The 20,603-nt window shown below is 62.2% G+C and carries 19 protein-coding genes and 2 tRNA genes; 7 read left to right on the forward strand and 14 right to left on the reverse strand.

What is annotated here, in order from left to right; genetic code table 11:
- From AACS24_RS08955 to AACS24_RS08965, 3 genes are all read right to left on the reverse strand, one after another.
- A partial coding sequence (locus AACS24_RS08955; protein WP_256702863.1) for a GTP-binding protein occupies positions 1-140 on the reverse strand: 140 nt, incomplete at its 3' end.
- A gap of 173 nt (positions 141-313) precedes the next feature.
- Positions 314-388, reverse strand: a tRNA-Gly gene (locus AACS24_RS08960).
- A gap of 38 nt (positions 389-426) precedes the next feature.
- A tRNA-Tyr gene (locus AACS24_RS08965) sits at positions 427-511 on the reverse strand.
- A gap of 264 nt (positions 512-775) precedes the next feature.
- Between AACS24_RS08965 and coaA the strand changes: the two genes are divergently transcribed.
- On the forward strand, positions 776-1,714 hold the full coding sequence (gene coaA, locus AACS24_RS08970; protein ID WP_108573226.1) for a type I pantothenate kinase: 939 nt from the start codon (positions 776-778) through the stop codon (positions 1,712-1,714).
- Positions 1,715-1,806: 92 nt separating this feature from the next.
- Here the strand turns inward: coaA and birA are convergent, their stop codons facing one another.
- On the reverse strand, positions 1,807-2,772 hold the full coding sequence (gene birA, locus AACS24_RS08975; protein WP_033114854.1) for a bifunctional biotin--[acetyl-CoA-carboxylase] ligase/biotin operon repressor BirA: 966 nt from the start codon (positions 2,770-2,772) through the stop codon (positions 1,807-1,809).
- On the reverse strand, positions 2,769-3,806 hold the full coding sequence (murB, locus tag AACS24_RS08980) for a UDP-N-acetylmuramate dehydrogenase (protein ID WP_108573227.1): 1,038 nt from the start codon (positions 3,804-3,806) through the stop codon (positions 2,769-2,771). The genes birA and murB overlap by 4 nt, the downstream gene beginning before the upstream one ends.
- Positions 3,807-3,932: 126 nt before the next feature.
- Here murB and AACS24_RS08985 point away from each other — a divergent pair, with 126 nt between their 5' ends.
- Together AACS24_RS08985 and AACS24_RS08990 are read left to right on the forward strand one after the other, a co-directional pair.
- On the forward strand, positions 3,933-4,586 hold the full coding sequence (locus tag AACS24_RS08985; protein ID WP_033114852.1) for a potassium channel family protein: 654 nt from the start codon (positions 3,933-3,935) through the stop codon (positions 4,584-4,586).
- Positions 4,583-5,938: a TrkH family potassium uptake protein gene (locus tag AACS24_RS08990; protein WP_033114851.1), complete on the forward strand. Its 1,356-nt coding sequence runs from the start codon at positions 4,583-4,585 to the stop codon at positions 5,936-5,938. The genes AACS24_RS08985 and AACS24_RS08990 overlap by 4 nt, the downstream gene beginning before the upstream one ends.
- A 77-nt stretch (positions 5,939-6,015) precedes the next feature.
- Here the strand turns inward: AACS24_RS08990 and AACS24_RS08995 are convergent, their stop codons facing one another.
- The 3 genes from AACS24_RS08995 to AACS24_RS09005 all read right to left on the reverse strand — a co-directional run bounded on the left by AACS24_RS08995 (position 6,016) and on the right by AACS24_RS09005 (position 10,594).
- On the reverse strand, positions 6,016-8,010 hold the full coding sequence (locus tag AACS24_RS08995) for a DNA topoisomerase III (RefSeq protein ID WP_108573229.1): 1,995 nt from the start codon (positions 8,008-8,010) through the stop codon (positions 6,016-6,018).
- Between the two features lie 67 nt (positions 8,011-8,077).
- Positions 8,078-8,575 (reverse strand): response regulator, encoded by a 498-nt coding sequence (locus AACS24_RS09000; protein WP_108573231.1) that lies wholly within the window; start codon positions 8,573-8,575, stop codon positions 8,078-8,080.
- Between the two features lie 54 nt (positions 8,576-8,629).
- On the reverse strand, positions 8,630-10,594 hold the full coding sequence (locus tag AACS24_RS09005) for a hybrid sensor histidine kinase/response regulator (protein WP_108573233.1): 1,965 nt from the start codon (positions 10,592-10,594) through the stop codon (positions 8,630-8,632).
- A gap of 276 nt (positions 10,595-10,870) precedes the next feature.
- Here AACS24_RS09005 and AACS24_RS09010 point away from each other — a divergent pair, with 276 nt between their 5' ends.
- Both AACS24_RS09010 and torA read left to right on the forward strand, forming a co-directional pair.
- Positions 10,871-12,001: a NapC/NirT family cytochrome c gene (locus AACS24_RS09010; protein ID WP_108573235.1), complete on the forward strand. Its 1,131-nt coding sequence runs from the start codon at positions 10,871-10,873 to the stop codon at positions 11,999-12,001.
- 23 nt (positions 12,002-12,024) lie between these two features.
- Entirely contained in the window at positions 12,025-14,505 is a 2,481-nt protein-coding gene (gene torA / locus AACS24_RS09015; protein ID WP_108573238.1) for a trimethylamine-N-oxide reductase TorA, read from the forward strand.
- A gap of 424 nt (positions 14,506-14,929) precedes the next feature.
- Here torA and AACS24_RS09020 read toward each other — a convergent pair whose 3' ends face one another.
- From AACS24_RS09020 to AACS24_RS09035, 4 genes are read right to left on the reverse strand one after another with little or no spacing between them, the layout of a single operon-like run.
- Positions 14,930-15,391 carry a hypothetical protein gene (locus tag AACS24_RS09020; protein WP_108573240.1) on the reverse strand — a complete coding sequence of 154 codons (462 nt, stop codon included), beginning with the start codon at positions 15,389-15,391 and terminating at the stop codon, positions 14,930-14,932.
- Positions 15,392-15,432: 41 nt separating this feature from the next.
- Positions 15,433-16,782 carry a sensor histidine kinase gene (locus AACS24_RS09025; RefSeq protein WP_108573242.1) on the reverse strand — a complete coding sequence of 450 codons (1,350 nt, stop codon included), beginning with the start codon at positions 16,780-16,782 and terminating at the stop codon, positions 15,433-15,435.
- The gene (locus AACS24_RS09030; RefSeq protein WP_005339826.1) at positions 16,779-17,435 is read right to left on the reverse strand and encodes a response regulator transcription factor; all 657 of its coding nucleotides are present in this window, start codon (positions 17,433-17,435) and stop codon (positions 16,779-16,781) included. The genes AACS24_RS09025 and AACS24_RS09030 overlap by 4 nt, the downstream gene beginning before the upstream one ends.
- Positions 17,436-17,456: 21 nt before the next feature.
- Positions 17,457-17,795, reverse strand: coding sequence for a PepSY domain-containing protein (locus AACS24_RS09035; protein WP_033114843.1), 339 nt, complete (start codon positions 17,793-17,795; stop codon positions 17,457-17,459).
- A 63-nt stretch (positions 17,796-17,858) separates the two neighbouring features.
- Here AACS24_RS09035 and AACS24_RS09040 point away from each other — a divergent pair, with 63 nt between their 5' ends.
- Positions 17,859-18,107 (forward strand): PepSY domain-containing protein, encoded by a 249-nt coding sequence (locus tag AACS24_RS09040; RefSeq protein ID WP_041209565.1) that lies wholly within the window; start codon positions 17,859-17,861, stop codon positions 18,105-18,107.
- On the opposite strand, the gene AACS24_RS09045 is transcribed toward AACS24_RS09040, so the two are convergent.
- Both AACS24_RS09045 and msrP read right to left on the reverse strand, forming a co-directional pair.
- Positions 18,104-18,730: a protein-methionine-sulfoxide reductase heme-binding subunit MsrQ gene (locus tag AACS24_RS09045; RefSeq protein ID WP_108573244.1), complete on the reverse strand. Its 627-nt coding sequence runs from the start codon at positions 18,728-18,730 to the stop codon at positions 18,104-18,106. The genes AACS24_RS09040 and AACS24_RS09045 overlap by 4 nt on opposite strands.
- On the reverse strand, positions 18,721-19,725 hold the full coding sequence (gene msrP / locus AACS24_RS09050; RefSeq protein ID WP_108573246.1) for a protein-methionine-sulfoxide reductase catalytic subunit MsrP: 1,005 nt from the start codon (positions 19,723-19,725) through the stop codon (positions 18,721-18,723). Before msrP ends, AACS24_RS09045 begins: the two co-directional genes overlap by 10 nt.
- A gap of 369 nt (positions 19,726-20,094) precedes the next feature.
- Between msrP and AACS24_RS09055 the strand changes: the two genes are divergently transcribed.
- On the forward strand, positions 20,095-20,577 hold the full coding sequence (locus AACS24_RS09055) for a DUF1097 domain-containing protein (RefSeq protein WP_042082883.1): 483 nt from the start codon (positions 20,095-20,097) through the stop codon (positions 20,575-20,577).
- Positions 20,578-20,603: the final 26 nt, after the last annotated feature.

The raw sequence follows: 20,603 nt of genomic DNA on the forward strand, positions 1-20,603 counted from the left end.
AAGGCGAAAGCTTTACCACCGAAGTGCTTGGCCAGCACGTTGGTGATAGCTGCAGTCAGGGTGGTTTTACCGTGGTCAACGTGGCCGATGGTACCCACGTTAACGTGCGGTTTATTACGCTCAAATTTTTCTTTAGACATGATCGTCCCTCTAAACTAACGCTGAGTACGCGGTGGCAAGCTAACCACAGAACAGTTTATATGATGGATTTGAATCTGGTGGGGAAGAGAGGCTGGTGCTGACAGACAGGTTCGACTGCCGACTTCACCCTGAGGGCGTAGCTCTTGGTATCGCCTGAGCCATATCAGCATCTTGGAGCGGGCAGCGGGAATCGAACCCGCATCATCAGCTTGGAAGGCTGAGGTAATAGCCATTATACGATGCCCGCATTTCTCTAACCCAAAGAACTCAAACCGCAGAGAAATATGGTGGAGGGAGAAGGATTCGAACCTTCGAAGGCAGAGCCGTCAGATTTACAGTCTGATCCCTTTGGCCGCTCGGGAACCCCTCCAGATGCCAGATTGTCACAGTGGTAATTCTGCTTGCACCCACTGTTTTTTATCGCTTTTGCCGAGCAAACAGGCGACAGACATCCAAGCGTCGCGCATTTTATTGTAAGGATTTGGGGGATGCAACCATTGCACCCTGCAAAATGTGGATTATTGCCGGGATCCGGGCAAAAAAGCAGAGGGATTCAGGCCAATCTGGATGCGTCCCTTGTCGCTCTCCACCCCTTGGTGTATGGTCGCCGTGCCAAAGAAACAGTGATGACACCATGACGACAGAGCATAACCCCTATCTGCAATTCACCCGCGAAAAATGGGCGTTATTGCGCGATTCGGTCCCCCTGACCCTGACCGAACACGATCTGCAGACCCTGCGCGGTATCAACGAAAAGGTGTCATTGAAGGAGGTAGAGGAGATCTATCTGCCCCTCTCCCGCCTGCTCAATCTCTATGTCAAAGCCAAGCAGCGCCGTAGCCGGGTACTGGAGCAGTTCCTCGGCCAGTCACGCGGCAAGGGTACCTATATCATCAGCATCGCTGGCAGCGTAGCGGGGGGCAAAAGCACCACGGCCCGTATCCTGCAGGCCCTGCTGGAGCGCTGGCCGGAGCACCCGCGGGTGGAGCTGGTCACCACCGACGGCTTTCTCTACCCAAACAAGGTCTTGGAAGAGCGTGGCTTGATGCGCCGAAAGGGTTTCCCGGAATCCTACGATATCCGCCATCTGGTGGAGTTTGTCGCCAATATCCGTGCCGGCCACGAGAAGGTGGAAGCGCCGGTTTACTCCCATCTTATCTACGACATCATCCCTGACGAGAAGAAGGTGGTGGAGCAACCGGACATCCTGATCCTGGAAGGGCTCAATGTGCTGCAGAGCGGTATGGATTATCCGCAGGAGCCACACCGGGTCTTTGTCTCCGATTTCGTCGACTTCTCCATCTATGTGGATGCCGAAGCCGACCTGCTGCGCACCTGGTATATCGAGCGCTTCCTCAAATTCCGCAGTGGTGCCTTCTCGGATCCCGACTCCTACTTCCACCACTACGCCAAGCTGAGCGAGAGCGAAGCGACCCAGATCGCCAACAACATCTGGCAGGATATCAACTATCTCAATCTGCAGGAGAACATCCTGCCGACCCGGGAGCGGGCCAACCTGATCCTGACCAAGGGCAACGAGCACGCCATCGAACAGATCAAGCTGCGCAAATAAGCACGGCAGTTCGCACAGTGCCGGATAACAGAGAGGGGACCTGCTGGTCCCCTCTCTATTTTGTCGCTAACGGTTATCGCCAGGCGCAACGTTCAATCACCCCGGCGCAGGGAGAGTTCGCCACCAAGATAAAACTTGGTGCCCTCCTCCGTCTCCAGCCGCAGGGCACCGCGATCGTCGATACCACGAGCGATACCGCGGATCTCCTGCTCCCCCATCAAGAGACGGACGGGGCGACCGGCAAAGTGGTCGAGCCGGTTCCACTGATCGACAAAGCTCGCCAACCCGCTCTGCTCGAAGGTCTGCATCGCCCGCTGCAGATAGGCGATCATCCGGGCAGCAAGCTCATTGCGATCAACCAGCTCGGGGTTGATGTGGCGCAGCTCGGCCCAGGCCTGATCGATCTTCTCCCCTTCGCGGGCCGGCATCGCCAGATTGAGGCCAATACCGATCACCAGATGGCAACTGGCACCGGCGCTGCCGCTCATCTCTACCAGAATGCCCGCCAGCTTGCGCCCCTGATAGTAGAGATCGTTGGGCCACTTCAGCTCAACGCCGTGATAACCGAGAGACTCCAGCGCTTCCACTACGGCGACGCCGACCGCCAGACTGAGCCCCATGGCGGCCGCCATCCCCTGCTCCAGCCGCCAGTACATGCTGAGGATCAGCTGGCAGCCAAACGGCGAGACCCAAGGCTTGCCACGACGGCCGCGCCCGGCGGTCTGGCACTCGGCAAGGCAACTCTCGCCAGAGCGCAGTTGATTGACCCTGTCCAGCAGATACTGGTTGGTCGAACCGATCACAGGAAAACAGTGCACCGGCGCCATTGGGGCCAGCGCCTGCAGCTGCGCCTCGTCATAGAGCGCCATCGGCACCGCCAGCCGGTAACCCTTGCCGGTCAGGCTAAAGAGATCCAGCCCCAGCTCCTTGAGTGCAGCCATATGCTTGCTCACTGCCGCCCGGCTGATGCCCAGCTGCTCGCCCAGCTGCTCACCGGAGTGGAACTGGCCGTCGCTGAGCAGGGTGATCAGGGTCTGTCTGATTGGAGTCAACGTCATGAGAGCACCTCATCGAGCCAGGTTTCACCGTGCGCGCCCATGAAGCGCACCTCGTGTTCCAGCACCACGCCAAACTTCTGCTCCACGCTGTCGCGCACGTGGGCAGCCAGCGCGATCAGCTCCATGGCGCTGGCGCCGCCCTGATTGACCAGCACCAGCGCCTGCTCCTGATGAACGGCGGCGCGGCCGATGGCAAATCCCTTGAGACCGCACTGGTCGATGAGCCAGCCAGCCGCCAGCTTGGCTTGCCCCTCCCCGGCCGGATAACAGGGCATCTGCGGATATGCCAGTTTAAGTGACTCAGCCAGCGCGGCGGGCACCACCGGATTCTTGAAGAAGCTGCCGGCGTTGCCGAGCACGGCGGGATCCGGCAGCTTGGCCATGCGGGTGGCGCAGACGGTGTCGAAGATGGCCTGAGCGCTCGGCTGGTCGCCAAGCGCGGCCAGCGGGCCATAGCCCAGCACCGGCTGCCACGCCTTGGGCAACTTGAGGCCGACTGCGGTGATCAGATGGGAGTCCTGATACTCGTGCTTGAAGATGCTGTCGCGATAGCCGAAGCGGCACTGCTGCACCTCGATCCGCTCGATCTCGCCGCTCTGCCAGTTGAAGGCCTCGACATAGACACAGAAGTTCGCCAGCTCGACCCCGTAGGCGCCGATGTTCTGCACCGGGGCCGCACCGACCGTGCCGGGGATGAGCGCCAGATTCTCCAGTCCGAACCAACCCTGTTGCAGGGTATGACAGACCAGCTGATGCCAATCCTCACCCGCTGCAACATGCAGCAGCCAGTGATCGCCCTGATCCTGCGCGGTAATTCCCTTGAGCCGGTTGAGCACCACCAGACCGTGGAAGTCGGTAGTAAACAGCACATTGCTGCCACTACCGAGGTTCAGACGGGGCAGCGCGTTCAGCTCGGCATCACTTCGCAGGGCAGCCAGATCGGAGATCAGCTCCACCTCGGCCAACCAGAGGCAGTAAGCATCGAGGGCGAGGGTGTTGAGTTTCAACAAGGAGGCGTTGGCATTCAGTTTCATCTGTCTATCCCGGCTTGGTGCAAGGAGGCAGTCTACCTCAAGTTGCCGGTGACGAAAAATCTGTGCTCTTTTCGGACGAATAACAGTGGGTTAGAGTAGTCAGCTTCAACTGTTGAGGAATAACTCATGAACAACCAGTTTGCCGTCATCGGCCTGGGCCTGTTTGGCAGTGCGCTGTGCGAAGAGCTGCAGCGGCAGGATGCCGAGGTGCTGGCTATCGACATCGACGAGAGCAAGACCCGCCAAATTGCGACCCTCTGCAACCACGTCATCGTGGCCGATGCCACCGACGAGGCCACAGTGGCAGAACTGGGACTCTCCAATTTCGACATCGTCTTTGTCGCCATCGGTGACAACCTGGAGACCAGCATCCTCACCACATTGGTTCTGAAAGAAGCGGGGGTGAAGAAGGTATGGGTGAAGGCCCGCGACAAGTTCCACGCCAAGATCCTGCAGAAAGTGGGCGCCGACAAGGTGATCAACCCCGAGTGGGACATGGGGCGTCGCGTTGCGCAGAGCATGCTCGACAACCGCCTGTTCGACTATCTCGAGCTGGGCCACGACATGGTGCTGACAGAATTCGTCATCGGTCTGCCACAAAACGGCAAGGCCCTCAGCGACTTCCACCTGCTGCAGCAGAACGACTTCCAGCTCCTTGCCATCAAGCGCGGCGACGTGCTGCACAACGTGCTGACCGGCAAGATGGAGCTGCAACTGGGTGACATCCTCATCCTGGCAGGCAACAAACACGCGATCGATCACTGGCTGGAAACTCTATGACCCGTTGGCGTAACAACTTCGCCTTCGCCCTCCATAAGGAGGATGACTCCCGCTGGAGCGAGGCCAAGCTGATCCTTGGCAGCTTTCTTATCATCCTGCTGATAGGCACCATCTTTCTGGTGCAGCCCTCCAGCCATAATGGCGAGGTGAGCTTCATCAATGCCCTGTTCACCGCCACCTCGGCCATCTGCGTGACAGGTCTTGGCGTGGTGGATACCGGCACCGCCTTCACCCTGCAGGGGCAGATCTTTTTGATCATGCTGATGGAGATAGGCGGTCTGGGGCAGATGACCATGACCCTGCTGCTCATCGCCATCTTCAGCAAGCGGGTCGGCCTGCGCCAGCAGGTACTGGCCAAGGAGGCGCTGGGACAGGAGGGCTCGGTCAACATCATCCAGCTGGTGAAGCGTATTGTGCTGTTCGCCTTCATCGCCCAGCTGATCGGCACCGGCCTGATGGCCATCCGCTGGGTGCCCGAAATGGGTTGGGATCGCGGCCTCTACGTCAGCTTCTTCCACGCTGTCTCCGCCTTCAACAACGCCGGCTTCTCGCTGTTTGCCAACAACCTGATCAGCTATCGGGACGATCCCCTCATCAGCCTGACCATCGCCGGCCTGCTGATCCTCGGCGGTATCGGCTTTACCGTCATCGTCGACCTGGTGCGCAACCGTCGCTGGCGCAAGCTGAAGCTGCACAGCAAGCTGATGATCCTGATGACGCCGGCCCTGCTGCTGCTGGGGACCGTGGTCTTCTGGCTGCTGGAGCGCAACAATCCGGGTACCCTCGGCAACGCCGGCATTGGCGGCCAGTTGCTGGCAGCCTTCTTCCAGTCGGCCAGCGCCCGTACCGCGGGCTTCAACTCCATCGACATCGGCCAGATGGTGCCCGCCTCGCTGCTGTTCATGATGATGCTGATGTTTATCGGTGCCGGTGCCACCTCCACCGGTGGTGGTATCAAGGTGACCACCTTTGCCGTGGTGCTGCTGGCGACCAAGGCGTTTCTTACCAAGCGCCCTCACGTTACCGCCTTCGGCCGCACCCTGTCGCCCCAGATCGTCACCCGCTCGCTGGCCATCATTATCGTCAGCACCATGGTGCTGATGCTGGCCATGTTCCTGCTGATGATCACCGACGCCCTGCCGTTCGACAAAATCATGTTCGAAACCATCTCGGCGTTTGCCACCGTCGGCCTCTCCACCGGCATCACCCCCAGCCTGAGCGGCCCGGGCAAGTTCATTCTGGTGCTGGTGATGATCTGCGGCCGTCTTGGCCCGCTCACCCTCGCCTTTATGCTGGCCCGCCCGAGCGAGACCCGCATAAAGTATCCGGAAGAGAGCGTCTACACCGGCTAATGACCGCTGACCATTACGCCGACAAAAAGAGAGGGGCCCACTGTGGCCCCTCTCTTTTTCCTGCCGACACCCCATGGTCAGGCCGCCTGGCTTTTGGTAGTCCGCTTGCCTGTGCTCCTGCCCGCACTTCTGCCTGAACTCTTGCGAGGCGCTGCACCGCCAGCAACCGGACTCTTGCGCTTGGTAAAGCGCCGCTTGCCGGCGCCTGGTGCCTCCTTGGGTAGGGCGCTGAAGCTGGCACCGGAGTCCTGCCGCGCCCCCTCAATCAAGCCGTTGAGCTGCTCGGTGAGCGGCCCCATAAACTGCTGGTAGCTGCCGTGACGCTCGGCGATCTGACCGAGACTCTGCTCCCACAGCGCCGTCATATCCGGCGTGGTGGCGGTGGCAGGCAGCGCCTGCACCAGTGCCCGCCCGGTCGGGGTCGCCTTGATGCTCTTGCCCTGGCGCACCAGAAAGCGGCGTTTGAACAGCAGGTCGATGATGCCGGCCCGGGTCGCCTCGGTGCCGAGGCCATCGGTGTCGCGCAGGGTTTTGCGGATCTCGGGATCCTGCACATAGCGGGCGATGCCGGTCATGGCCGCCAGCAGAGTCGCATCGGTAAATGACTTGGGCGGCTGGGTCATCTTCTCCTGCAGCTCGCCCCGCTCGCAGAGCAGCTGCTCCCCCTCTTTCAGGGCAGGCAGGGTACCGGCCTTCTCTTCGTCGTCATCCTCCTCCACCCCGAGCAGCGCCTTCCAGCCCGCTTTCAAAATGCGCCGCGCCTTGGCCTGAAACAGGCCACCGGCGATGCGCAGCAGCACCTTGCTGTCGTTGTATTCGAACGGGGGATAGAACTGCAGCAGGTACTGGCGGGCAATCAGGCCGTAAAGCTTTGCCTCGTCGGCCCCCAAGGTGGCGGGGTTGCCCTGCTTCTCGGTGGGAATGATGGCGTGGTGAGCATCCACCTTGCTGTCGTTCCACGCCTTGCTGCGGATCTTGCCATCTGCCTCGGCAACCGCCTTGGCCAGCGCAGGAGCAGTGGCGGCGATGGCGCCGCGCACCTGCTCGGCCCGCTTGAAGTGGTCGGTCGGCAGATAGCGGCTGTCGGAGCGCGGATAGGTGATAAGCTTGTGGCGCTCGTAGAGGCTCTGGCAGATGTCGAGCACCCGCTTGGCATCCATGCCGAAGCGCTTGGCGGCATCGATCTGCAGGCTGGAGAGGTTGTAGGGCAGCGGCGCCGCCTGCTTGCGGGCCTGCTCCTCCACCGATTCAACCTGTGCCGGTTGGCCGTTGATCCGGCTCACCACCTTGTCGGCCAGCGCCCGGTTGAGCACCCGCCCCTCCTCATCCTGCCACGGCAGGCAGGCTTCGGACGGCAGCCACTTGGCGGTGAAGCGCTCGTTGCTATCGGTCAACAGATGGGCCAACACCTCGTAGAAGGGTTTGGGGACGAAAGCCTCGATCTCGAGATCCCGCCGCACCACCAGCCCGAGCAGTGGAGTCTGCACCCGACCGACCGAGAGCAGCTCGCTGCAACCGGCCTTGCGTCCGAGCAGAGTGTAGGCGCGGGTCATGTTGATGCCGTAAAGCCAGTCGGCACGACTGCGAGCCAGCGCCGAGACCGCCAGCGGCACGAACTCCTTGTTGTCTCTGAGCTTGTCGAGGGCGCGGCGCACCGCGGGCGGGTTGAGATCGCTGATGAGACAACGCTGCACCGGCTTGGTTTTCGGGTAGCCGAGAAAGTCGATCACCTCGTCCACCAGCAGTTGTCCTTCCCGGTCCGGGTCACCGGCGTTGACCACGCAGTCGGCCTGCTTGATCAGCCGCTTGATGACGGTGAGCTGGGTTTTGGTCTTGGGCTTGGCCACCAGCTGCCACTGGGCGGGCACGATGGGGAGATGCTCCATCCGCCACTGCTTGAAGGCGGCGTCATAGGCATCGGGCTCGGCCTGCTCCAGCAGGTGGCCGATGCACCAGGTGACCACATCCCCCTGGGCGGTCTCGATAAAACCGTCGCCCTTCTTGTGGGGCTTGGGCAGGGCATCGGCAATGGCGCGCCCCAGAGTGGGCTTCTCGGCGATGAAGAGTCGCATCGGTGACTACCTGAAACACTGTATATGCAGACAGTATACAGCGCCCACCGATAAAGCCCAACCGCGACTACTCGTCGAACGGATTGTCGTGAATGGCGGCAAACAGCCGCGCCTGATTGAGCACGGGGGCATAGTGGAAGGCATTGTCGCCATCCTCCGTCAGCAGATAGTCGGTCAGCTGCTCGCGCACCGCCTCCTGCAAGCTCTCCAGCTTCCACGGCTTGGCGAGGTAGTAGTGCAATCCGCCGCGATTGACCGCCTCGATGGTCGCCTCCAGCCCCGCCTGCCCGGTCAGCAGCAGCTTGCGGCTGGCCCGGGTCGCAGTACGCCGGTTCAGCTCCACCAGAAAGTCGACCCCCAGGGTTCCCGGCATGATGTGATCGCAGAGGATCAGCGCCAGCCTGCCCCCCTCCCGCTCCCACTCGTGCACCACCTCGCGCGCCTCATCGACGCTCTCGGCGCCATCCAGCTCGAAGTGGCTGCGAAACGGTGCGAGGTCGTGGAGCACCGCCTCCAGCACCTCCCGCTCATCGTCCACGCACAGGATCAGATAGTGTTTGTTCATTGCTCCTCCTTGGCGGCGCACCACGGCACGCCCTCTTTTGGCAGATGCGTCCGCTCAGGCCGCATGCTCGTTGTGGCGGGGCCCTCCCCCGTAGTCGGCCATCCCGATATCCCCCAGCGGCAGGCAGACCCGCATCCGGGTATAGCGTCCCGGCTCCGAAGCCACCTCGATCCGGCCGTGGTGCTGCTGCACTATCTGCAGCGAGACGCTCAGACCAATGCCGAGACCAAAGTGCCCCTCCCGCTTGGTGGTGAAGTTGAGATCGAAGATCCGCTGCCACAGCTCGGGCTCGATGCCGCAGCCGCTATCCTCCACCTCCACCATCACCCAGCCGGGCTCCGGCAGGCCGGTGCGCACCGTCAATCTTCCCGGCTCGCTCATGGCATCCAGACTGTTAGCGATGAGGTTGGTCCACACCTGCTGCAGGGCGGCGGGATGACAGCGCACCAGCGGCAGGGGTTGGTACTCCTTGCACAACTCATGCTGCTTGAGGCGGTTCTCAAACATCAGCAGGGTATCTTCCAGCCCCTCGTGCAGATCCACCAGCGAGGGCTCATCCCTGTCCTGCCGCGCATACTGCTTGAGGCTCTTGACCAGATCGCCGATGCGACGGGCACACACCTCGATATTGCGCAGAAAGCTGCCGGTCTGCTGGAATAGCTCCAGCTGCACCAGCAGCGCCTCCCGCTCATTGGCGGTACGTCCGGCAAACCAGCGCTGCCAGCTTAGCTCGTCATCCAGATTCATCTGCACTGCCAGCCGCGCCTGCTGACGCTCGCCAAAGCGCCGCTCGGCCTGCCGGGTTTTGTCCCGGATCTCGCTGGTCGAGACCGGCTGGGAGAAGAGCGCCTGACAGAGTGTCTGGTTGCCAAGCCCCTTGAGGGCGGCGGGCAGTTCGAGGTTGATGAGATCTGGGATGGCGGCGCGCAGGGTCTCGCTACCGCGGATAATGGCCGCCACCGGGTTGTTGAGCTCGTGAGCGACACCGGCCACCAGCTGGCCCAGCATCGCCATCTTCTCGCTCTCCATCAGCTGGGCATGAGCCGCTTCGAGGGAGTCGAGGGTCTGCTGCAACCGCATCTCGGTACGAATGCTGTTTTGCAGGCGACGGTTGAAGTGGCGCAGCAGCAGGTTGGTAAATGAGGGGAGCAGCTCGCTGCGCGCCTCCATGACGCGGGAGAACTGCAGCTTGTCGAGCTTGATCACCTCGGCGCCGGTCAGGGTCACTCCGGTGGTAAAAGCGGGTTCGCCGCTCACGAAGGACATGCCCCCCACCAGCGCGCCGGTGCGGTAGTGCACCACCTCCTGATCGACCCCGTGGGCATCGCGCTTGCGCAGCACCACCTCCCCCTTGGCGATAAACCAGAGGAAGCTGTTGGGCTCCCCCTCGCGGGTCAGCACATGGCCCGGGCTGTAATGGCGGCAGACCCGCGCCTCGTCGTTGCCTTCGAAAAACTGGTAGAGGCCGTCGATCACCACTCGCGACAACTCCTCGTCGCTGCAACGGGTGTAATCCATAAAGCCCTGACGATAGGCAGCCAACTGGCGATCGACATGGGCCCGCAGCAGTCGCTGGTTGTCGAGCACGGTCGCGTAGCTCAGCAGATCCGCCTCGGGGCAGTGCAGCACGAACTGACTCGCTTGCTCGATGACGGCGCGGCGCAGACTGCCATCGCGCCAGGGGCGCTGCAGGTAGTAGTCGAGGCGGCCGAGGTTGACCGCCTCGATGATCGATTTCATCTCGGGCTGGCTGCCCAGCAGGATCTTGCGGCACGCCTCGTGCTGGCTGCCGAGGCGGATCAGAAAGTCGGCGCCGCGGCCATCCCCCAGATCGCTGTCGCACACCACCACGGCCGGCGGCTGCCCCTTGCGCTCCAGCTCGTCGAGCGCCATCTCGGCCGACTCCTGCCCGGTGGCGACCACCAGCGCAAAGCGGCTGAGCAGCGGCGCCAGCTCCTGTTCGAACTCGGCCAGCAGCTGGACATCGGCGGCGACACACAGCAGGGAGAAAGGGCTCATCAGCGACACTCCGTTGAGGCTTAATCCCGACTATATCAACGAATCCGTCAGGGTTTTGCGAGGGGGCTAACAGCGGCAAAAGAAAGTAAAAGAATCATTAAATTGATAATTTTCAGAACTAAATTCGACAAATCAGTCAATAACAAAATATTAATCACAATGTGACGTACATCTTAAAATTCAAACCATGATTGAGGTCAACACCCTCTGCGCCTCCGATGACTACCATGTACCTACTACTATGTTGGTATTCATCGACCACAGGACACCGCCCCCATGATTGGAAAACTGATAAGAAAGCCCTGGTTCTGGCTCCTGCTGCTGGGCGCCATGCTGGGTATCGCCGCCCTCGGCGTCACCGTGACCGTGCTGCACAAGACCAGCTCCACCGAATTCTGCGTCTCCTGCCACTCCATGCAGACTCCGTTGGCCGAGTATCAGGGCAGCGTCCACTTCCAGAACACCAAGGGGATCCGCGCCGAGTGCGCCGACTGCCACATCCCGGGCGACCCCACCTCCTATCTGTGGACCAAGATCCGCGCCGTGAAGGATATCTATCACGAGGCGATCGGCACCCTCGACACCCCGGAGAAATACGAGGCCCACAAGCTGCGGATGGCCCAGACCGTGTGGGACGAGCTGAAAGCCAATGACTCCGCTACCTGCCGCAGCTGCCACAGCTACGCAGCGATGGACATTCTGGCCCAGCGCCCCAACGCCCGCGCCGAACACCCCATCGCCATCAAGGATGGCCAGACCTGCATCGACTGCCACCGCGGCGTTGCCCACATCATGCCCGACATGAGCGGTCTGGCTGCCGCCGGTGCCAGCGAACTGGCGCAAGCCGCCGCCCAGACCCCGGCCAGCGTCACCACCCGCTACGCCATCGCCACCACCCCGCTCTATCTGGATGCCAGCGCCAAGACCGATGAAGGCACCCTGATGCCCTCCACTCAGGTTGAGATGATGGGCAATGAGAATGGCCGTGCCCGGGTGCGCATCGACGGCTGGCAGCAGGATGGCGTGAGCGAAGTGTTCTACGCCGCCCCCGGCAAACGGATCCTCAGCGTGCTGGTCGGCGATGCCGCCAAGAAAGCGCTGGTCACCGGCAAGAGCGAAACCGACAGCGCCACCAACCTCACCTGGCATCAGGTCAGCCTGACCGCCTGGGTGGACGAGAGCCAGCTCATCGGCGATCAGGGCAAGCTGTGGCAGTACGCCTCCACCCTGATGTCCAACAACTGTACCGGCTGCCACGGCCTCACCGCGCTGGATCACTTCAACGCCAACCAGTGGATCGGCGTCATCAAGGGGATGGAATCTCGTACCTCCCTGACCCCGGAACAGGCTCGCATGCTGACCCAGTATGTCCAGAAACATGCCAGTGACATGAGCGCGGCCCACTAAGGCTGGAACAGAGGAAAACCGTTATGACTTTTTTCAACGACAAGAAGACCAATCTGTCCCGCCGCAACCTGCTCAAGGGGCTCGGTGCCTGCGCCGCTCTGCCCCTGCTTGGCGGTATTTTTCCCAAGAGTGCGCTGGCGCAAGCCATCAGCACCGCATTGAGCCAGTTCCCGACCCTGGTTCCCGCCCAGAAGGGCATTCTGACCGGCGCCCACTGGGGGGCCTTCGAGGCTGTCGTCGAGGATGGCCGCATGGTGCGGGTCCAGCCAGTGGCCGATGATCCGGCGCCGAACGATCTCATCGACATGGCGCCGTTCCAGGTACACGCCAAGAACCGCATCAAGTACCCCATGGTACGCAAGAGCTGGCTGGAGCACGGCCCGGGCGCCAAGCCGGAGCTGCGCGGCGCCGACCAGTGGGTGCGGGTGAGCTGGGAGAAAGCCATTGAACTGGTGGCCGGTGAAATCCAGCGGGTCCAGACCGACTTCGGCCCGCAGGCGATCCACGCCGGTTCCTACGGCTGGAAGAGTGTCGGCATGTTCCACAACAGCCGCACCCTGCTGCACCGCCTGATGAACCTCTCCGGCGGCTTCACCGGTTATGCCGGTGACTACTCCACCGGCGCTGCTCAGGTGATCATGTCCCACGTGATGGGTTCCATCGAGGTGTACGAGCAGCAGACCGCCTGGCCCAACGTGGTGGAGAACGCCGAACTGGTGGTGCTGTGGGGAGTCAATGCTCAGGTGACTCTGAAAAACAGCTGGAACATGCCGGATCATGAGGGTCAGGCCGGCTTCAAGGCGCTGAAAGAGAAAGGCACCCGCGTCATCAGCATCGATCCCATCTACAACGAGACCGCCAAGCTGGTCGGCGCAGAGTGGATTGCCCCCAACGCCTACACCGACGTGGCCATGATGCTGGGTGTCGCTCACACCCTCTATACCGAACAGAAGCACGATCAGGCCTTCCTCGATCGCTACACAGTTGGCTTCGACAAGTTCCTCGCCTACCTGCTCGGCAAGGATGATGGTCAGCCGAAGAGCGCCGAGTGGGCGAGCACCGTCTGCGGCGTCGATGCCAAGGTGATCCGCCAGCTGGCCCTCGACATGGCCGCCAAGCGCACCATGATCATGGCCGGTTGGGGCATGCAGCGTCAGCAGCATGGCGAACAGCCGAACTGGATGCTGGTGACCCTGGCCTCCATGCTGGGCCAGATCGGCCTGCCGGGCGGCGGCTACGGTTTCAGTTATCACTACTCCTCCGGTGGCAGCCCCACCGCCAAGGGCGGCATTCTGGCGGGTATCTCTGCTGGCAACGCACCGAAGAACAGCCCGGCCCCGATCCCGGTGGCGCGCATCGCCGACTGTCTCGCCAACCCGGGCAAGACCATCGACTTCAACGGCCGCAAGGTGACCTATCCGGACATCAAGCTGGTCTACGTGGCAGGTGGCAACCCCTTCCACCACCATCAGGACACCAACAACCTGCTGCAGGCGTGGCGCAAACCGCAGACCGTGATCGTTCACGAGCCCTACTGGACCGCTACCGCCAAGCACGCCGACATCGTGCTGCCGGTCACCACCAGCTACGAGCGCAACGATCTGGAGATGGGCGGCGACTACTCCCAGCGCTATGTCTTCCCGATGCACCAGTGCGTGCCACCGCAGTTTGAAGCCCGCAACGACTTCGACATCTTCAGCGCCATCGCCGCCAAGCTGGGTGTGCAGGAGCAGTACACCGAAGGGAAGGACGAGATGCTGTGGCTCAAGCAGATGTACGACGGCATGGCGGCGCAGGCCCGTGGTGCCCGTGTAGCGCTGCCGCCGTTCAACATGTTCTGGGAGTCCAACAACTACATCCGCTTCCCGATCCCCGAGGCCAACCGCCAGTGGATCCGTCACGCCGATTTTCGCGAGAACCCGCTGCTCAACCCGCTCGGCACCCCGTCCGGCAAGATCGAGATCTTCTCCAACACGGTGGCCGGGATGGGTTATGCCGACTGCGCTGGCCATCCCAAGTGGTATGAGCCGAAAGAGTGGGTGAAGAGTGAAGTGGCGGCGCGCTATCCGCTGTCGCTCAACACCTCCCACCCGACCCAGCGGCTGCACTCCCAGCTCGACAACACCCCGCTGCGGGACAAGTTCGCCATCGCCGACCGCGAAGCGATCATGATCCATCCCGCCGACGCCAAGGCCCGTGGCATCGCTCAGGGGGATCTGGTGCGTGCCTTCAACGAGCGCGGCCAGATTTTGGTGGGCGCCCTGCTCTCCGAGGATGTGCGCCAAGGGGTGGTACGGATCTGCGAAGGGGCCTGGTACGATCCGGCCAAACCGGGCGAAGCGGGCAGCATCTGCAAGAATGGCAACGTCAACTGCCTCACCTTCGACGAGGGCTCGTCCAGTCTGGCGCAGGGCAACTGCGGCCATATGGCCCAGCTGCAGATCGAGAAGTACACAGGCCCGGTGCTGACCAACACCGCTCACGCGGTACCGGCCAACGGCTAACGGCTCTTTCGACCCAAGCAAAACGGCGCCATCAAGGCGCCGTTTCTTTATCTCAGGGGACGGGCATCTGGACAAGGACGCAGCGGATCGGGATCCGCCTCGCCCTTTACCGTGACATCCTGCCACCCGGATCGGCGGAGCCCTTAGCGGGGCCCGCGAGCACCACCGAAGGCCCCCTCAGGGGCCAATCCTGACGGCATAAATATAATTTATGGATTTTCGGGATATGACCTGATTTTTACTTATACCTAACCCAACGCGGCCCATTACTGCCTCTCTTCCCTCTCCCCTGCCCTCAGACGTCATCCTCCGATCACCACAACCGCTTGCTTACCGCCATAACGGATCGCCGCGACGACCCGATACCAATAGAAACGGCGCCCGAAGGCGCCGTCTCTTGTCACTGCGATGAGCTGGCAGAGCGTCAGAAATCACCCTCTTCCATATACTCCTGCGCGCACTCAACCAGCTGCGGCCAGAGCTCTTCCGGCACCCAGGCGTCCGGGTCATCTTCATCCCCGTCGTACTGGCTCCAGAAGTAGCGGCGCAGACCGGAGGCGAACTCGTCGCTGATCTCGGCCAGCTCGGAGAGCGGCCCCAGCCAGGCGATGCGACGCAGGCCGGAGGCGAGATCGTTGATGGCATCCATCAGGGTGCGATCGTCAAAGCTCTGCTCCACCAGCAGGGTGAAGCGCTCGCGCGCCTGCTCGGTCTGATCCTCGTCCAGCTCGCCCACATCGGCCAGCAGATCGACATAATCCTCGAGCAGGTAGGCAATCAGGCCATCCCGATCTTCAAACCACTGGATCTGGGCACCCTTGATCCCCAGAACCGAAGCATCGAATGAGTCGTCGAGGTGACACAGTGCCCATGGATCATCAGTCATGGTTCTCTTCCTCAGGCTAAAACAGGTGCCATATCTTATGCCTAGCTCTCCACTCTTGCCACCTTGGGCAGCGAGAGAGAGGCCGCCAGCCCGCCCAGTTCGGCGCGCCCCATGATGAAGCTGCCGCGGTAGGCTTCCGCCAGATCGGAGACGATGTTGAGGCCAAGGCCCGAGCCCGGCACCTTCTCGTCGAGCCGTACCCCGCGCAGCACCGCCTTGGCGATCTGATCCTCGCTCATGCCGGGGCCGTCATCCTCGATGCGCAAGGTGATCCAGCCTCCCAGCTCGGCGCTGGAGATGCGCAGCTCGCTGGCGGACCACTTGAAGGCGTTCTCCAGCAGGTTGCCCACCATCTCGTCGAAGTCCTGCTCCTCCACCCCGACCGCCAGTTCGGCCGGCACCTGCAAGTCCACCGTCTTGCCCGGATAGAGGCGGGAGAAGGCGCGGCAGATGTACTCCACCCGCGCCCGCACCGGGGTCGAGACCCCGAGGATCTTGGCGGCGCCGGTCACCCGCGCCTTGCCGAGGTGGTAGTCAATGTGGCGCTGGATCTGGTCGAGCTGCTCGCCGATGGCGGCCTGATCCTCGGGCGAGAGCTGGGCCACCTGATTGCGCATGATGCTGAGCGGCGTCTTGAGGGCGTGAGCCAGATTGCCGGTGTGGGAGCGGGCCCGCTGCAACAGTTCGCCGTAGTGGTGCAGCAGCCGGTTGATATCCTCCACCAGCGGCTGGATCTCCAGCGGATAGCGCAGCCGGAACCCCTCCTGATGGCCCTGATGGACCCGCCCCAACTCCCGCCGCAGCAGGTTTAAGGGGCGCAGGCCGTAGACAATCTGGAACATGAAGCCCAGCACCAGACCGGTCGCGGCAAAGCCGAGGCCGAGGAACAGGCTGATACGGGTCTTGTTGAGGGTCTGTGTCAGGGCGCTGCTGTCTTTCGCCATCACCAGGGTAAACAGCCGATCCGAGCCCGGCAGCAGCACGGCCCGGGTCATGATCAGCAGCGGCTCCTTGTTGGGCCCCTTGCCAAAGAAGAGGTCGGGGTCGCCGAAGGCGGACTTGAGGCCGCGGCTCTCCAGATGGGTGTCCCACAGGGAGCGGGAGCGCCCCACCACCTTGTGATCCAGCTCCAGCTGCCAGTAGTAGCCGGAGTAAGGCTGGCTGAAACGGGGATCTGACATCGGCTCGGTCACCACCGGCAAGCCGGTTTTCGCCACTTCCAGCCGGGAGAGCAGATCATAGAGCTGCAACCGCAGGCCGTCGGCCTCCGCCTCCTGCCAGTAGTTGCGCATCATGGTCTGCAGGCTGAAGCCGGTAGCGAACAGAAACAGCCCGCACCACACCAGCGCGATGGCGACCAGTCGCCCCCGCAGGGTTCTGACCAGCCTCATTCGTTGATCCGGTACCCGAGGCCGCGCACTGTCTCAATCAGATCGGGATTGGTCTTCTTGCGGATCCGGCCGATGAACACCTCGACGGTGTTGGAGTCGCGGTCAAAATCCTGAGCGTAGATGTGGTCGATCAGCTCGCTGCGCGACACCACCTTGCCCCTGTGCTGCATCAGGTAACCCAGCACCCGGAACTCGTGGGCAGTCAGCTTGATGGGGGTCCCTTCGTACCACACCTGCGATGCCGCCATGTCGAGGCGCACTCCGCCGATCTCCAGAATGGAGCTGGCGTTGCCCGCCGCACGGCGCACCAGCGCATGCACTCGCGCCACCAGCTCGGCAACCTGGAACGGCTTGGTGAGGTAGTCGTCGGCACCGGCGTTGAGCCCCTCGATCTTCTCGTGCAGCTGGCCACGGGCGGTCAGCACCAGCACTGGGGTATCGATCCCCTTGCTGCGCCACTCCTTCAGCACGCTCAGGCCATCGCGCCCCGGCAGACCGAGGTCGAGAATGATGGCGTCGTAGGGCTCGGTCTCGCCGAGAAAACCGGCCTCGTTGCCATCGTGGCAGAGGTCGGTGACAAAGCCGGAGAGGCGCAGCTGTTCAGCCAGCTGGCCGGCCAGAATTTTTTCGTCTTCAACAATCAGAATTCGCATGAACAGGCTTCCAAACAGAGGTTACTCATCATCCTCGACCGGGGGCTTGGGTGGCTCGAACAGCCGCTCCAGATGGTGGCCCTTGGCCCACACCATCTCCAGGTTGTCGGCCCGATAGGCCACCTTGAGCACGCTGTTCTCCCGATCGATCACGCGCAGTTCATAGAGCCAGATACCATCCTCTTCCCCCAGATCGACCCGCAGAACCCGCACCGGCAATCTGGATGCCACCTCCATCATTTCGTGGAAGGGCCGAACCCGTCCCTCATGGACAGCTTGCTGCAACAGGGCTTCGTCAGGCGTCAGCGCCTGCGCCAGCACTGGCAACAACAACCCGATCAGAGGGAGCGCTCTATTCATGGATGATTCATCTCCAAAAACCTAACATAATGGCGTTTATAGTCTGCCAGCCATGAATCCGGAATGAATATGATCCCGCGCAGTTTCCTGCTGATCCTCTGCCTGCTGAGCGCCTCAAGCTGGGCTGCCCAGAGCCGCCTCGACATGGCCGGGCTGGTCAAACTGTTGCTGGCGCAAGGGTATCACGACATTCGCGAAGTGGAGCTGGAAGGGGATAAATTCGAGGTCAAAACCCTCGATCGCCAGAATGAAAAGGTACATCTCATCGTCGATGCCTACACTGGCGAGATCAAAAAACAAGAGGCCGATTAGGCCTCTTTTGCTTTCCAGCGCAGGCGCCACGGGCGCAGCAGCTTCTCCCGCCGCGGCCAGAGCAGGGCGCAGGCCAGCAGCAGATAGATAAGCGGCTCCAGCCAGCCACTCTTGAGCGACCACCAGTAGTGCACCGGCACCAGCAGGGCCACCGCATAAACCCAGTTGTGCAGCTTCTGCCACGCCGCCCCCATCCGCCGCGGCAACGCCGGCAGCGAGGTGATGCCCAGCGCCAGCAACAGCAGCAGCGCCAGCATCCCCACCACGATATAGCGGCGCTTGACCAGCTCGCCACCAATCAGCCCCCAGTCAAACTGCAGATCCAGCCCCAGCCACACCATGAAGTGGAGCAGCGCCCAAACCATGCACCAGAGCCCGAGGGGGCGGCGCAGCTTGATGAGCTGCCCCTGCCGCCAGCGTTTGGCCAGCGGCGAGACCAGCAGGGTGAGCAGCAGCAGATTGAGCGCCCCCTTGCCGAGGTAGTGGATAAGCTCGGGCACGGGGTCGCCCCCCAGCAGACCGGCCGGCAGGGCGTAGCCCAGCCAGAGCAGAAAGCCGAGGGAACCGAGATGCACCAGCGCCCGCAAGCCGCTGATATGGGAGGCTTTCAGTTTCAGTACCATTGGCGCAGATCCATCCCCTGATAGAGCGAGGCGACCTCGTCGCCATAGCCGTTGAACATCAGGGTTGGCTGGCGCTTGGCACCGAACAGCCCGCCCTCGCCGATGAACCGCTCGCTGGCCTGACTCCAGCGCGGGTGATCCACCTGCGGGTTGACGTTGGCGTAGAAGCCATATTCGTTGGGGGCGAGCAGGTTCCAGGTAGTGGGTGGCATCTCCTCCACCAAGCGGATGGAGACGATGCTCTTGATGCTCTTGAAGCCGTACTTCCACGGCACCACCAGCCGGATTGGTGCGCCGTTCTGGGCGGGCAGAGTCTTGCCGTAGAGCCCCATGGCGAGGAAGGAGAGCGGGTGCATCGCCTCGTCGATGCGCAGCCCCTCGACGTAGGGGTAGTCGATGCCGCCGCCCAGCGAGGCAGAGGCCTGACCGGGCAGCTGTTTCGGGTCGAACAGGGTCTCGAAGGCGACAAACTTGGCGCGGCTGGTGGGTTCGGCACGGCGGATAAGCTCCGCCAGCGAGATGCCGTTCCACGGCAGCACCATGGACCAGGCTTCGACGCAGCGCAGCCGGTAGATCCGCTCCTCCAGCTCGGTTTTGTTGATGAGATCCCACACATCCAGAGTGAAGGGCTTGGCGACCTCCCCCTCCACCTTCAACGTCCAGGGTTCGGGTTTGAGGTAATGGGCGTTGCGGGCCGGATCCGTCTTGTCGGTACCCAGCTCGTAGAAGTTGTTGTAGCTGGTCGCCTTCTCCTGTGGCGTCAGCACCAGATCGGCTGGCCGCGTGGCCGGCTTGCTGTTGAGCGGCTTGGTGGCTAGCTGGGGCGCATCCTCTTTACCGCGCAGCAGATCGAGTACCCCGGCCTGAGTGGGGAAAGCGAGGGTGGCGGCGCCCAGACCCAGCCCCTTGAGAATAAGGCGGCGATCCTGATAGACGGCTTCCGGGGTGACATCCTGTTCGGTGAGATGATGGGGGGCACGACGTTTGATCAACATGAAAAACTCCCGGGGCAGTTAGAGGCGACAGAGATAAGACCCGCCCCGGCAGATTTTTATTTCACACCGGATTACATGAGGTGGTACAGGGGCAGCGCCTTGGCCATGGTTCCGACCAGAAACAGCACTACGAATACCAGCAGGGGAACGATCACATTTGGCACCATCAGACTCACTCCATGAGCAGGACAGGGCCTCTAACTATGGTCGAGGGTTTGGCCGGTCACCAATGAATTTTTTTCGCGAGCGCAAGCGTATTCCTGAGTTGAAAAAGGTGATGGAGATCACACACAATTCCGCCCCCGCTTGCCGCCCCGATTGCCAGGGGTAGGCTGCCCGTTTTCGTGAAGCCAACTGAAGAGTCACGCCATGAGCCCACTGATCGCCATCGCTATCACCACAGGTATTCTCTCCGCCGTATGGGGCTGGCTGGCCGTCGCGCTAGGCCTGCTCTCCTGGGTCGGCTTCCTCGGCTGCACCAGCTACTTCGCCTCCAGCGGCGGTTACAAGGCGCTGCTGCAGACCATCTTCTGCAACGCCAGCGGCATGCTGTGGGCGCTGCTGCTGATCCATGGCGGTGACCTGTGGGGAGCCGGCGTGGCGGGTTATGTGATGACGGGTGTGGTGGCGACCCTGATGTGCGTGCAGGCCAAGCAGCAGTGGCTCGGCTACATTCCCGGCACCTTCGCCGGCTGCTGCGCCACCTTCGGGGCGGCGGGCGAGTGGCGACTGGTGCTGCCCTCGCTGGTGGTAGGTGCCCTGTTCGGTTATCTGATGAAGGCGAGCGGCCTCTGGCTCTCCCAAAAGACCCTGAAGCCCCGCAACGCGGATGGCGTCACCGACCCCGCCTGAGCGACATCCACTGCGAAGCGGCCCTC

Origin of the sequence: Aeromonas sp. HMWF016, from assembly GCF_963878195.1 — a bacterium.
Taxonomy (GTDB): Bacteria; Pseudomonadota; Gammaproteobacteria; order Enterobacterales; family Aeromonadaceae; genus Aeromonas; species Aeromonas lacus.